Origin of the sequence: Rheinheimera baltica DSM 14885 (genome assembly GCF_000425345.1) — a bacterium.
Lineage (GTDB): Bacteria > Pseudomonadota > Gammaproteobacteria > Enterobacterales > Alteromonadaceae > Alishewanella > Alishewanella baltica.
The window spans coordinates 1-13,898 of record NZ_AUDG01000021.1 but is presented as its reverse complement, the minus strand read 5'-3'; the positions used below and the strand labels follow the sequence as shown (position 1 = coordinate 13,898).

The following is a 13,898-nucleotide window of genomic DNA, read 5'->3' as shown; positions in this document are numbered from 1 at the left end:
ATGATTGTAAAGATAAATTTAACCTTTGGTTACCCGGTTTACTTCAGCAAGGCTGGTTAAACCAGCAGCTGCTTTAATTAAACCTGACTGACGCAAATTATTCACGCCATCTTTCTGGGCTTGGGTGGCAATATCTAACGAGTTACCGCCTTGCATAATGATGTCGGCCATCTTGCCACTGATTGGCATCACTTCATAAATACCTACCCGGCCTTTATAACCATTAGTGCAATGGTCGCAACCTATCGGTTTAAATATTTTTATGCTAGGTAGCTGCTCAGGTGTAAAGCCTTGCTTTAACAGTTCAGCTTCAGGTAATACTTCTAGTTGTTTACATTGACCACAAAGCCTGCGGGCTAGGCGCTGGGCAATAATTAATGATACCGAGCTGGCAACGTTATAAGATGGCACACCCATATTAAGCAAGCGGGTTAAGGTTTCCGGCGCCGAGTTAGTGTGCAGGGTAGATAATACCAAGTGACCGGTTTGTGCGGCTTTAATAGCAATTTCAGCAGTTTCTAAATCCCGGATTTCACCCACCATAACGACATCGGGATCTTGTCGTAAAAAGGCTTTTAACGCAGAGGCGAATGTTAGGCCTGCACGTGGGTTAACCTGTACCTGGTTTACCCCGGCTAAGTTAATTTCTACCGGGTCTTCTGCGGTTGATATATTAGTTTCGCTGGTATTAAGAATCGCCAAACCGGTATAGAGAGATACCGTTTTGCCCGAACCTGTTGGGCCTGTTACCAGTATCATACCTTGCGGTTGGGCCAACGCATCTAGATAGAGCTTTTTCTGGTTTTCTTCATAACCCAGCACATCAATACCCAGCATGGCACTGTCTGAGTCAAGAATACGCATTACAATTTTCTCGCCCCAAAGCGTAGGTAGGGTACTCACACGGAAATCGATAGATTTTTTTGCCGACAGTTTTAGTTTAATACGGCCATCTTGAGGTACCCGTTTTTCCGCAATATCCAAGCGTGACATGACTTTTAATCGCGCCGATAACCGCGTAGATAAGGCTACGGGTGGGCTGGCAACTTCATTTAAAATGCCGTCAATACGAAAGCGGATACGGTAGGTTTTTTCGTAGGGCTCAAAGTGCAAATCAGAGGCCCCTTTGCGAATGGCATCCAGCAGCATCTTGTTAATAAAGGCTATAATCGGCTGGTCTTCTTTATCGGGCTGTGCGCCCGGGCCGTCGTCTTCTTCAGCTTGCTCAATACCCATTGAGCCTAAATCCCAGTCGCTGTCGCTAAAATCGCCGCCCATGCTGTTATCAAATAGCTTATCAATCAGCTTGTGCAGTTTGTCGTATTCCACCACAACCACTTCGGCGTTTAAGCCGGTATTAAATTCAAAATCTTCAATGGTTTGAATGTTAGTGGGGTCGACAACAGCTAAATACATATTGCGGCCGCGTTTGCCTAGCGGCAGCATATCGGTTTTGCGGATTAACTTTTCGTTGCGTAAATCTTCGGGTACAAAAGCAAGGTCGTAATGTTCTAAATCCAGGCTAATAGCCTGGCTAATACCGCTTGCCGCCCTGGCAAGGGCATCTGAGGTAATCAGTTTTTCACTTATCAGCAGCTCAGGCAGGTTTTTAAATTGGCCGCCTTTGTCGGTAATAATTTTAGTGGCTTGCTCGCCATTAATAATGCCCAGCTGCACTAAGCGTCTAAATAAGGTAGAGGTAGTCGTAACGGCCATTAAGCGAAAACATCCTGATATTGCTAATAAGACTTTGCATAGTCAGTTGATTATGCCACTAAACGCGGGTTATTCAAGTTTATAGTACTGTTGCAACGTGATAAGCCCAAGCATCTAGTTTAAATTTCATAAAATTTTTAAAAGATACGATTATTGCTTTGGGTATAAGCTGATGCGAGCCATCAGTAGAAGGGTTTAATTATTAAAGGCTAATTATTAGTAAGGGTTATATAGTTACAAAAAAACCTCCCAAAGGAGGTTTTTTAATTAAACAAATTATTAAGGCGTTAGTATGCAGTTGCCACCATCAGCTAACACACAAGAGATAGATCCAGTGCCTGGATCAGCTGGATCTCCCGCTACTGTGTCTGCAAAAGAAGTTGGTGTCGTAATTGAAGTGCATGCGGATAAGTTTGGAGCACCAGGTGCATTTCCGTCATGTAATTCAGCTAATGCGGTATTTACGTAGGCTTTAGTTTCAGCTAAACAAGCATTATTTGCAGAACGAATAGTGTAGTTTTGGTACGCTGGTAATGCGATGGCAGCCAAAATACCGATGATCGCTACCACGATCATTAATTCAATTAAGGTAAAACCTTGTTGTACGCGTTTCATAATTACTTCTCCTGATGTTGTAATAGCCGCTTGGGGCTACCTCATATTTTGGTCATTTTCGCCTCAGGTGCAAGCTAAATGTAACTAATTTTGTCAGTTATTTCTAAATTACTGCTATTTATGAATATTATCTGAATGGCGCTAGGTTTTTTTTAGAAAATACTAGTATAAAATTACTAGTTTAGTTGCTCTAAAAGTTTTCTTGTTTTGCCTGTTTTTTTGACTTTTTTAGCCTGTTCCTTTTTGCCCGGCGAATTTGGCGAGGGTAAAGTGTGTTGCGGGCACAATGTGCATAACTTGAACTACTAGCTAGACAACCTAATTTGCCAGTAGCGCCATTCTGCTAAGAAACGCCTGGCCCCAGGATGAAAATAACCAGATTACCAACAACGCATTGCCCAAAATAACAAAGCCGAATTCACGCCGAAATTGATGTTTTCGGCTTTTATGTGCCAGTTGCTGCTGCGCCAGATAAGCGCCGGGCCAGCCACCTATTAGGCTAAACAATTGCAGGCTTTCTTCAGTTAAACGATTACCATGCCGCGCTATGGCCGCTTCTTTATCTGTTTTATACAGCCAATAGGTAAAAATACTGGCTTCAACATACAGTAGTGGTAGCACATAGATTAACCGGCCAAATAGCAGTGCAGCCGCAACCGCAATTAAGAAGCTAATACGAAAAATAAGTGCAATTTGATGCGCATACTGAATGCTAAAACCTTCAGCGGCTTGGTAAGAAGTAGAAATGGCTTTTTTACTTGTACTGGCAGTGCGGGTTGCCATTAACTGCCAAGGTGCGGCGATATTACGGCCCTGTTTATCTTGTGCCAAGCTAAATTGCAGCCGATCGCCTTGTGTTGGCCGTTCTGTGCGGTCGGTGTTGTCTCTTATATGGAAAAACAATTTTTCAGCCGTGTTGTCGCACAACACAAAACCAAAGCCTTTATCGTCGCGCCAAAACACCACTGTACCGGTTAAATGCATTAAACATATCCTGGATCATCGCCTCGCTCCCTGAGACCACAACAACGTACCAGAAGTTTAAACAACATTATATTATTTAGGCATTGTTTAGGGGGTATTCTTTAGTCGCATAGACAAATCAATGGCCTGCACGTGTTTAGTTAATGCGCCACTGGATATGTAATCGACACCCGTTGCCGCGAGCTCAGCTAAACGCTCACTGGTAATATTACCTGACACTTCCAGCTTGGCCCGGCCGTTATTAAGCCTAACCGCCTGTTTAATGTCGGCCAGGCTAAAGTTATCCAGCATAATAATATCCGCACCTGCAGTAAGAGCCTGTTGCAGCTCGTCGAGGTTTTCTGTTTCTACTTCAACCGGTTTGTCAGGAAAATTCTGCCGGGCGGTTGCCACAGCTTTGGCAATGGAGCCTGCGGCGGCTATGTGGTTTTCTTTAATTAAAAAGGCATCGAACAGGCCTATACGATGGTTTTTTCCACCGCCAACAAAGACGGCGTATTTTTGCGCAAAGCGCAAACCGGGAATAGTTTTGCGTGTATCCAGTAACCGCGTGTTGCTGCCGGCTAAAAACTGCACATAATGCGCAGTTTGTGTTGCGGTGGCACTGAGTAGCTGCAAAAAGTTTAATGCGCTGCGTTCACCGGTGAGCAAAATACGCGCCGGGCCTTGCAGTGTACATAGCGTGGCATTGGCGCTAACCTTATCGCCGTCTTTAACCTGCCAAACAACCGTGACGTCGTTACCCAGTTGCTTAAATACCTCATCGACAAAGGCGGTACCACAAATAATACAATCTTCACGGGTAATAATGTTGGCGCTGGCTAACTGGGTTGCAGGAATTAACGACGCGGTAATATCGCCTTGCGCTACCGGTAAAAAGCCCAGGTCTTCAGATAGTGCACTGGCGACAGCGCGTTGTATTTCGTGTTGCAGCAAATCTAGGTAGTCAGTATGCATAATTATTGATGTTGAATCAGGGTAAGTTGGTTGCCTTGTTGATGGAATTCTAACTGTTTTAACGCACTCATGCCCAGTAATATCTCAGCATCGCCACGACCATTAGCCAAATTAGGTACTATACTGGCAGGAATATTGTACAGTTTAATATCGCCCAGTTGCAGGCTGTCTACCCGGCTTAAAAATGCCTGAGTCACACCGTTGGCCGTGCTAACCTGCATAGGTTGACCAAATGGCATACCAAGCTGCTTAGCGGTGCTGTCATCTATGGCGATAGTGGTGGCGCCGGTGTCGAGCATAAAATTGACCGGTTGGTTATTAATAAGTGCAGTGCCAACATAATGGCCGCTTTTATTGCGAATTAATACTGTGCGGGTTTCACCGCCACTGCCCTGTATGCTGTGTAGTTGCTGGTTAGGGTTAAGCTGTTTATCAATGGTGTCCTGAAAAAACATAAACAGCAGTACCATCAGTATTAACCAGGCAATAATGGCAAAGGTCTTACCATATTTGTTAGTTGGTTCAGGTGCTTGCATTAATAGCGTCCTGCGTTGACAATAGCGCTATAGCTTACTGATACCATCCGGCAAAGGCAAAACTTCTAATGAGTGCCCATGCGCCTACCATGACCATTCGCCATAGCCCGCATTTTGATGCGCGCCCTGAGGGCGAAAGCATCAGCTTGTTAGTGATCCACAATATTAGCCTGCCTGCTGGCCACTTTACGTTGCAACCAGAACAAAGTTACGTTGATGCCTTGTTTATGGGCACTTTGGATTGCAACGCGGATCCTAGCTTCAACGATTTGCGCGGAATGAGGGTGTCTGCGCATTGTGTTATTTGGCGCGATGGCCGCATTTTTAATTATGTCCCTTTTGACAAGCGTGCCTGGCATGCAGGTAAAAGTGATTTTAATGGCCGTGAGCGCTGCAACGACTTTGCTATTGGTATCGAGTTAGAAGGCACCGACAATTTACTTTATACTGAGCAGCAATATCTTAGTTTGATACAGCTGACGGATTTTTTGTTACAGCAGCATCCGGCTATTACGTCAGAGCGTATAGTGGGACACTGTGATATTGCGCCCGGGCGAAAAACTGACCCGGGCATCGCGTTTGACTGGAAGCGTTACCAAAGAGCCATCAAGGAGTTTTCTGTATGACATTAATTAGTATGCTGCTGGCGTTAATTATTGAACGGTTGGCGGTGCGCAGTAACGCCTGGCAGGCGAGTCGTTATTGTCGGGCTTATGTAAGGTTTAGCGCAGGGTCGGCCCTTAATAAACTGGCATCGCATCAGCTTGGCCAGTATCTCTGGCTGGCATTGCCAGGTGCCGCGCTAACATTGCTACTTTATTTAGCCGACAGTCATTTGCTCTCACTGGTTGTCAGCACCTTGGTGTTGTTAGTGGCAATTGGTTGTTGGCATTATCGTCAGCTGTACAAGCAGTATTTAAATGCCATGGAACGAGGCGACGAAGAAGCCGCATTTCTGGCCATGCAACAAATACGCACCGATATGGGCAGTCAACGTGAGCAAAGCAGCTATGGCCAACTGTTGGTGTGGTTGAATTTTCGCTATTACGCCACAGTCGTGTTTTGGTTTTTGTTACTTGGCGTATTTGGTGTCATAACTTATGCGCTGGTAAGGCACCTACAAGAAACTGTAGTAGACGACGATGCGGCAGATTATGCCGTTTGCTTGGGTGATGACAACAAGGCGGTGCATTGTATTGCTCACTGGGCGCACTGGTTTCCTGCGCGTTTATTTGGTTTGGGTTTTGCGTTGGTGGGGCATTTTTCACGTGCCTCAACCACGCTGCTAAGTTATTTCCTTGATTTTACCGCCGACAACGAACACGTCGTTGCTGATGTGGCTACCGCAGCCGAGCCCTTACCTGTTGAGAGCTTAAATACGTTGGAAGACAGCAGCTATATGGTGCAGCTAGCTAAGCGCAATATGCTGTTTTTCTTAGCCTTTACAGCTATTTTAACGCTGACTGGCTGGCTGGGTTAGGCAAACGTCTGAATCTCTCCCCCAGCCATCGAATCTCCCCCTCTTTGCTAAAGAGGGGGGGTAACCGTAGTAGGCGTTAACTCCGATAGTACAGCCACAAACTCATTTCGCGCAGCCGGTCCGCCTGCTTGAAGGCGGACCGGCTGCCGAAAGTCCATTGTGGCGAGCACTGCGGAAGTTGGCGCTGGTGGCCGGGCTGGTATCGTCATCGCCCTACCACTCTGGTCAGACCAATTCATTCTCTGCCTGTCACACCTTAGCCATGTTGAGTTATTACTCTAACTATTTTCCGCTTTTGCCTTTGCATAGATTCTCTGCTTTATTTACTTGTTATGCAGAAACTGCTACCTTATCACCATTAACAATAAATTGGTAAGACCAATTTACATCGAGTCCAATGCGGGCTCTGTACCAGGGCATACAGCGCAGCATGGCAGATTTAAAAATTAAACCGGCAAAACTCTCTGATCGCATTGTCGAGCAGCTAGAGAATATGTTGCTTGAAGGCAGTTTTACGCCAGGGCAAAAGCTGCCACCAGAACGTGATTTAGCTGAAATGTTTGCGGTGTCGCGGCCATCGTTGCGTGAGGCCATTCAAAAACTGGAAGCCAAGGGTTTAGTTAGCCGGCGTCAAGGTGGTGGCACCTACGTGTGTGACAATTTAGCCGTTGGGCTTACTGATCCGTTGTTTGAACTGATCGCCCGCCATCCAGAGTCACAATTTGATTTACTGGAATTCAGGCACGCACTGGAAGGTATTTGTGCGTACTACGCAGCATTGCGTGGCACAGATGCCGACTTTGCGCAAATTACTGCACACTATGACGCTATTTGTCAGGCGCAGCAGCTAAACGATATAGACGCAGAAGCCCGTGCTGTAGGCAGTTTTTATTTAGCCGTCGCAGAAGCGTCGCACAATGTGGTTATACTGCATTTAGTTCGCGGCCTAACACCATTAGTAGAGCAGAATATCCGGGTAAACCTGGAAACACTGCAGCAAAAAGAAGGCATTGTCAGCCAGCTGAATTCGCATCGGCAACGGCTAATGCAAGCGGTTATTAATGGCGAGCCAGAAAAAGCCCGCCAGGCTAGCAATGGCCATCTGGCCTTTATTGAAGAAGCTTTGCTGGATGTTGGTAAAGAGCGCTCGCGTATTGAGCGGTCTTTACGGCGCACGCAGCAAGGCTAGTATCTTATTATTAACGCACATGGGCATCTATAGCACAGGCGTGCATAACCAAAGGAAACCTCGATATGTCTGAAGTCAGTAAAGTTGACATCGACGCTCTGGAAACCAAAGAGTGGCTTGAAGCGCTGGAATCAGTTGTTCGCACCGAAGGGGTAGAGCGGGCACAGTTCTTGTTAGAGCAAGTACTGGAGCAGGCCCGGTTAGACGGTGTGGCTATGCCAACCGGCGTAACAACGAACTACATTAATACTATTCCTACGCAGCAAGAACCGGCTTATCCGGGCGATGTTAACCTGGAGCGACGTATTCGTTCGGTTATCCGTTGGAACGCCATTATGATCGTACTGCGCGGCTCGAAAAAAGAGCTGGATTTGGGCGGCCACATGGCATCGTTCCAGTCTTCAGCTGCGTTTTATGAAACCTGTTTTAACCACTTTTTCCGCGCACCAAACGACAAAGACGGTGGCGATTTAGTGTATTACCAGGGCCATATTTCACCGGGTATTTATGCCCGCGCTTTTGTTGAAGGCCGCTTAACGGCTGAACAGTTAGACAGCTTCCGTCAGGAAGTAGACGGCAAAGGCTTATCTAGCTACCCGCACCCTAAATTGATGCCAGAGTTTTGGCAGTTCCCTACGGTGTCGATGGGTTTAGGCCCTATTGCTTCTATTTATCAGGCGCGTTTCTTAAAGTACTTACACGGCCGTGGTTTAAAAGACACCAGTGCGCAGCGCGTATATGCCTTTTTAGGTGACGGTGAGATGGACGAGCCAGAATCACGCGGTGCTATCAGCTTCGCCGCGCGTGAGAAGCTGGGCAACCTGTGTTACTTAATTAACTGTAACCTGCAGCGCCTTGATGGCCCGGTAATGGGTAACGGTAAAATTATTCAGGAACTGGAAGGCTTGTTCCGTGGCGCCGGTTGGAACGTCATTAAAGTGGTATGGGGTCGTGGCTGGGACAAATTACTGGCCAAAGACACCACTGGTAAATTACTGCAACTGATGAACGAAACCGTCGACGGCGACTACCAAACTTACAAAGCTAACGATGGCGCCTATGTGCGCAAGCACTTCTTTGGTCGTTACCCGGAAACCACCGCGCTGGTGGCCGATATGACTGACGAAGAAATTTTCGCGTTAAAACGCGGTGGTCATGAGCCGTCTAAGTTGTTTGCTGCGTTTAAAGCAGCACAAGAATGTACCGATAAACCGACGGTTATTTTAGCTAAAACCGTTAAAGGTTACGGCATGGGCGATGCGGCAGAAGGTAAAAACATCGCGCACCAGGTGAAGAAAATGGACATGACGCACGTGCTGCAATTGCGCAAGCGTTTAGGTCTGGAAGATTATATCAGCGAAGATGCGGTGGCCGACTTACCGTATATTAAGTTGCCGGAAGGCTCGCCAGAGCTGAAATATCTGCACGACCGCCGTGCGGCGTTAAATGGCTACACACCAGTACGTTTGCCTAATTTTACGCAAAAACTGGAACTGCCGGCATTATCTGCTTTTGATGCATTGTTGGAAGAGCAAAAGCGGGATATCTCTACCACCATGGCTTATGTGCGGGCGCTGAATATTTTGCTGAAAGATCAGCACATAGGTAAGCAAATTGTGCCTATTATTGCCGACGAAGCCCGTACGTTTGGTATGGAAGGCTTGTTCCGTCAAATTGGTATCTATAACCCGGGCGGCCAAACCTATACGCCGGAAGACCGTTCTGTAGTGAGCTACTACAAAGAAGATATCGGTGGACAGGTACTGCAAGAAGGTATTAACGAACTGGGTGCTATGTCATCCTGGGTTGCTGCAGCAACGTCTTACAGCACCAACGATTTACCGATGATCCCGTTTTACATTTATTACTCCATGTTTGGTTTCCAACGTGTTGGCGATATGGCGTGGATGGCGGGTGATCAACAAGCCCGTGGTTTCTTGTTAGGTGCCACAGCAGGGCGCACCACGTTAAATGGCGAAGGTTTGCAGCACGAAGATGGCCACAGCCATATTTTAGCCAGCACCGTGCCTAACTGTATTTCGTACGACCCCACCTACGCTTTTGAGCTGGCGGTTATTCTGCATGACGGTATTCACCGCATGTATGGCGAAGCACAGGAAAACATCTACTACTACATTACCGTAATGAACGAGAACTACCATCACCCGGCAATGCCTAAAGGCGCTGAAGACGGTATTCGTCGCGGTATTTATAAGTTGGAAAGCTTAAATGGCGACCGCGGTAAAGTGCAATTGTTAGGCTCTGGCACCATTTTAAATGAAGTGCGTAAAGCCGCTGAAATCTTAAGCAAAGATTACGGTGTAGCGTCTGATGTGTACTCGGTAACCTCGTTTAACGAGCTGGCCCGTGACGGCCAGGACTGCGAGCGTTTTAACATGCTTAACCCGGAAGCCGATGCCAAAACGCCATTTATTGCCAGTGTTATGAACGCGGCGCCGGCTATTGCAGCAACCGACTATATGAAAAACTATGCTGATCAAGTGCGCGCTTTTGTACCAGCGGCGTCTTACAAGGTGCTGGGTACCGACGGTTACGGCCGCTCTGACAGCCGTGAGAATTTGCGTCGTCACTTTGAAGTTAACGCCGGTTATATCGTGGTAGCTGCGTTAACCGAGCTGGTAAAACAAGGCGAACTGAAAAAAGCGGTAGTGGTTGATGCCATTAAGAAATTTGGCATCGACACCGGTAAAACCAACCCGCTGTACGCATAAGAGGATTGCAAATGACTATTGAAATTCAAGTTCCGGATATTGGTGCTGATGAAGTTGAAGTCACTGAGATTCTGGTCAAGGTAGGCGATAAGGTTGCCGCAGATCAGTCTTTACTTAGCGTTGAAGGTGACAAGGCGTCAATGGAAGTACCAGCGGCAGAAGCTGGCGTGGTAAAAGAAATTAAAGTTAAAGTAGGCGACAAGGTAAACACCGGCAGCCTGATTATGATTTTTGAAGGCGAAGCCGCTGCTAAAGCCGACGCCGCACCGGCGAAGCAAGAAGCGAAAGCTGACACTAAAACCGACGCAAAAGCTGACACGGCGGCCAAGACAGAAAGCAAAGCTGCCGTACAAGACGTTAACGTGCCTGATATTGGCGGTGACGCAGTAGAAGTTACCGAGATTATGGTTAAAGTGGGCGACACGGTAACCGAAGATCAGTCATTGCTTAGTGTTGAAGGCGACAAAGCCAGTATGGAAGTACCGGCGCCGTTCGGTGGCAAGGTTAAAGAAATTAAAATTAGTGTTGGCGACAAGGTGTCTACCGGCAGCCTGATTATGGTGTTTGAAACTGCAGGCGATGCAAAAGGCAACGGCGATACCGCTGCTGAAGCGCCAAAAGCTGAGAGCAAAGCCGAAACTAAAGCCGAAACTAAAGCCGAAACGAAAACCGAAGCTCCGACAGCTAAAGCTGAAGCGGCACCGGCTGCTTCTGCAACAGCGGCTGACGGCTTTGTCGAAAACAGTGCTTATGCGCATGCATCACCGGTTATTCGCCGTTTAGCGCGTGAATTTGGTATTAACCTGGCCAAGGTTAAAGGTACCGGTCGTAAAGACCGTGTGGTAAAAGAAGACGTACAAAACTATGTGAAGCAACTGGTGAAACAGGTCGAGTCGGGTGCCTCGGGCTCCGGTGCTACTTCAGGTTCAGGCAATAGCATGGGCTTTGATTTAATCGCCTGGCCTAAAGTGGATTTTGCTAAGTTTGGCGAAGTTGAAGCCAAGCCGCTATCACGTATTCAAAAACTGTCTGGTAACAATTTACACCGTAACTGGGTGCGCATTCCGCATGTTACCCAGTTTGACGAAGCAGACATCACCGGCTTAGAAGACTTCCGCAAAGAGCAAAATGCCCTGGCCGAGAAGAAAAAACTGGGTGTTAAGTACACGCCGCTGGTATTTATTATGAAAGCCGTGGCCAAAGCACTGGAAGAGTTCCCAACCTTCTGTAGCTCGTTGTCAGAAGACGGTGCAAGCTTAATATTAAAGAAATACGTGCACTTAGGTATTGCGGTAGATACACCCAATGGCTTAGTGGTGCCGGTAGTTAAAGACGTTAACAAAAAAGGCATTATCGAGCTGTCGCGCGAGCTGCAAGAAATCTCGGTAAAAGCGCGTGAAGGTAAATTAACCTCTGCCGACATGCAAGGTGGCTGTTTTACCATTTCAAGCTTAGGCGGCATTGGCGGTACGGCGTTTACGCCTATTGTAAATGCGCCGGAAGTTGCCATATTAGGGGTATCGAAGTCTGACATTAAGCCAAAATGGAACGGTAAAGAGTTTGAGCCTAAGCTGATGTTGCCGTTAAGTGTGTCTTACGACCACCGCGTTATAGACGGTGCTTTAGCGGCGCGTTTTACTGCAACACTGGCAAGTTATCTGGCCGATATTCGCCAGATCATTATGTAATACATTTTACTTGAGCAAATTTTGGGTCCCGTGTTGAAAAGTTACGGGACATCGCTCAGGTAGGATGTTAAAATTCTGCCACTTTTTTCGCCTGATAGCCTTGCCCTACATGCTGCTATCAGTCACCCGAACTGACCCGATATAAAAGGTAATACGATGAGCAACGATATTAAAACTCAGGTAGTAGTCGTGGGCGCAGGCCCTGGCGGTTATTCTGCAGCGTTTCGTGCAGCAGATTTAGGTTTAGACGTTACCCTGGTTGAAGCCCGCAGCACCTTAGGTGGCGTGTGCTTAAACGTAGGTTGTATTCCGTCTAAAGCCTTATTACACGTTGCTAAGGTGATTGACGATGCCCGCGATATGGCGTCACACGGTGTGACTTTTGGCGCACCAGAAATTGATTTAGATAAAATCCGTGCCTGGAAAGACAAAGTAGTTGGTCAGTTAACCAACGGCTTGGGCGGCATGGCGAAAATGCGTAAAGTTAAGGTAGTTAATGGCTTCGGTAAATTTACCGGTGCGAACACCTTACAGGTTGGCGACACCACTATCACCTTTGAACAGGCTATTATTGCTGCTGGTTCAGAGCCAGTTGCACTGCCATTCATTCCAAAAGATGACGACCGCGTTATCGACTCAACCGGCGCACTGGAATTAAAAGACATCCCGGGCGAAATGCTGGTATTGGGCGGCGGTATTATCGGTTTAGAAATGGGCACTGTTTACCGTGCGCTGGGTTCTAAAGTATCGGTAGTAGAATTTGCTGACCAGTTAGTACCCGCAGCCGATGCTGACTTAGTTAAAGCCTACACCAAGTACAACAGCAAAAACTTCAACATCATGTTATCTACCAAGGTAACGGCAGTTGAAGCTAAAGACGACGGCCTGTACGTTACATTTGAAGGTAAAAACGCACCAGAAAAAGCGGTTCGTTATGACAAAATTCTGGTAGCAGTTGGCCGTAAGCCAAACGGCAACCTGTTAGACGCGGCAAAAGCCGGTGTTAACGTCGACGAGCGCGGCTTTATCAATGTAGATAAGCAACTGCGTACTAACGTTGGCCATATCTATGCTATCGGCGACGTTATCGGTCAGCCAATGTTAGCGCACAAAGCCGTACACGAAGGCCACGTGGCCGCAGAAGTTATCTCGGGCATGAAGCACTACTTCGACCCACGCTGCATTCCATCAGTAGCCTACACCGACCCGGAAATGGCCTGGACAGGCGTTACTGAGAAAGAAGCGAAAGAGCAGGGCTTAAAATATGAAACCGCTACCTTCCCATGGGCAGCGTCAGGCCGTGCTATCGCCTCAGCCCGTACTGAAGGCTTCACTAAGCTGATTTTCGACAAAGACACGCACCGCATTATCGGTGGCGCTATTGTCGGTATTAACGCCGGTGAAATGTTAGGTGAAATCTGTTTAGCAGTAGAAATGGGTGCCGACGCAGAAGATATCGCGTTAACCATCCACGCTCACCCAACGTTGAACGAGTCTATCGGCTTAGCAGCAGAAATGTACGAAGGCTCAATCACTGACCTGCCAAACCCGAAAGCGAAGAAAAAGTAAGGTTTTTTTTGCTAAGTAAAACAAAGGCCGCAACTGCGGCCTTTTTTATCAATAATAAGAATCCATACTATGAGTATGTAAAATTTTCTGTGTAAGTGGCTGTTTCTCATAGCGATACACGGTCACCATACATGATAATGAACTGATTCATCGCCGGTTTCCAGTCCCTAAGTGGCATTGTCCACTTCTTCGCAATTTGATGTAAAGCCAGATATAGCAGTTTTAACACGGCTTCGTCGTTCGGGAATGAACGTCTGGTTTTAGTCACTTTCCGCAAGCTGGCATTCAGAGATTCAATCGCGTTGGTCGTGTAAATAACCTTCCGGATTTCAGGTGGATAGTCGAAGAATACACTCAGCCGGCTCCAGTTGTTTCGCCAAGACTGGCTGATCCCAGGGTGTTTTTCATCCCAAGTCGCAGCAAATTCATCCA

Annotated in this window: 12 protein-coding genes; 6 read left to right on the top strand and 6 right to left on the bottom strand. The window is 47.2% G+C overall.

Annotation, left to right across the window (positions count from 1 at the left end):
* Window positions 1-18 precede the first annotated feature (18 nt).
* The 5 genes from pilB to H595_RS0108690 form a co-directional block, all read right to left on the bottom strand.
* Window positions 19-1,716, bottom strand: coding sequence for a type IV-A pilus assembly ATPase PilB (gene pilB, locus H595_RS0108710; RefSeq protein ID WP_027670866.1), 1,698 nt, complete (start codon window positions 1,714-1,716; stop codon window positions 19-21).
* A gap of 279 nt (window positions 1,717-1,995) precedes the next feature.
* Window positions 1,996-2,331: a pilin gene (locus H595_RS24760; RefSeq protein WP_027670865.1), complete on the bottom strand. Its 336-nt coding sequence runs from the start codon at window positions 2,329-2,331 to the stop codon at window positions 1,996-1,998.
* Window positions 2,332-2,649: 318 nt separating this feature from the next.
* Window positions 2,650-3,315, bottom strand: a complete 666-nt coding sequence (locus H595_RS0108700; protein ID WP_027670864.1) for a DUF1294 domain-containing protein — start codon at window positions 3,313-3,315, stop codon at window positions 2,650-2,652.
* Window positions 3,316-3,402: 87 nt separating this feature from the next.
* Complete coding sequence (gene nadC, locus H595_RS0108695) at window positions 3,403-4,272, bottom strand: carboxylating nicotinate-nucleotide diphosphorylase (RefSeq protein ID WP_205623198.1); 870 nt, start codon at window positions 4,270-4,272, stop codon at window positions 3,403-3,405.
* Between the two features lie 2 nt (window positions 4,273-4,274).
* Window positions 4,275-4,808 (bottom strand): retropepsin-like aspartic protease family protein, encoded by a 534-nt coding sequence (locus H595_RS0108690; protein WP_027670862.1) that lies wholly within the window; start codon window positions 4,806-4,808, stop codon window positions 4,275-4,277.
* Window positions 4,809-4,876: 68 nt separating this feature from the next.
* Here H595_RS0108690 and ampD point away from each other — a divergent pair, with 68 nt between their 5' ends.
* From ampD to lpdA, 6 genes are all read left to right on the top strand, one after another.
* Entirely contained in the window at window positions 4,877-5,434 is a 558-nt protein-coding gene (ampD, locus tag H595_RS0108685; RefSeq protein WP_027670861.1) for a 1,6-anhydro-N-acetylmuramyl-L-alanine amidase AmpD, read from the top strand.
* On the top strand, window positions 5,431-6,288 hold the full coding sequence (gene ampE / locus H595_RS0108680; RefSeq protein ID WP_027670860.1) for a regulatory signaling modulator protein AmpE: 858 nt from the start codon (window positions 5,431-5,433) through the stop codon (window positions 6,286-6,288). The genes ampD and ampE overlap by 4 nt, the downstream gene beginning before the upstream one ends.
* A 430-nt stretch (window positions 6,289-6,718) precedes the next feature.
* Window positions 6,719-7,477: a pyruvate dehydrogenase complex transcriptional repressor PdhR gene (gene pdhR / locus H595_RS0108675; protein ID WP_027670859.1), complete on the top strand. Its 759-nt coding sequence runs from the start codon at window positions 6,719-6,721 to the stop codon at window positions 7,475-7,477.
* Between the two features lie 65 nt (window positions 7,478-7,542).
* Window positions 7,543-10,209 (top strand): pyruvate dehydrogenase (acetyl-transferring), homodimeric type, encoded by a 2,667-nt coding sequence (gene aceE, locus H595_RS0108670; RefSeq protein ID WP_027670858.1) that lies wholly within the window; start codon window positions 7,543-7,545, stop codon window positions 10,207-10,209.
* A gap of 11 nt (window positions 10,210-10,220) precedes the next feature.
* The gene (gene aceF / locus H595_RS0108665) at window positions 10,221-11,897 is read left to right on the top strand and encodes a dihydrolipoyllysine-residue acetyltransferase (protein WP_027670857.1); all 1,677 of its coding nucleotides are present in this window, start codon (window positions 10,221-10,223) and stop codon (window positions 11,895-11,897) included.
* 156 nt (window positions 11,898-12,053) lie between these two features.
* A complete protein-coding gene (lpdA, locus tag H595_RS0108660; RefSeq protein WP_027670856.1) occupies window positions 12,054-13,466 on the top strand; it encodes a dihydrolipoyl dehydrogenase in 1,413 nt (470 codons plus the stop codon).
* Between the two features lie 106 nt (window positions 13,467-13,572).
* Here the strand turns inward: lpdA and H595_RS0108655 are convergent.
* The coding region (locus H595_RS0108655) for a transposase (protein ID WP_027670855.1) at window positions 13,573-13,898 on the bottom strand (326 nt) is incomplete at its 5' end.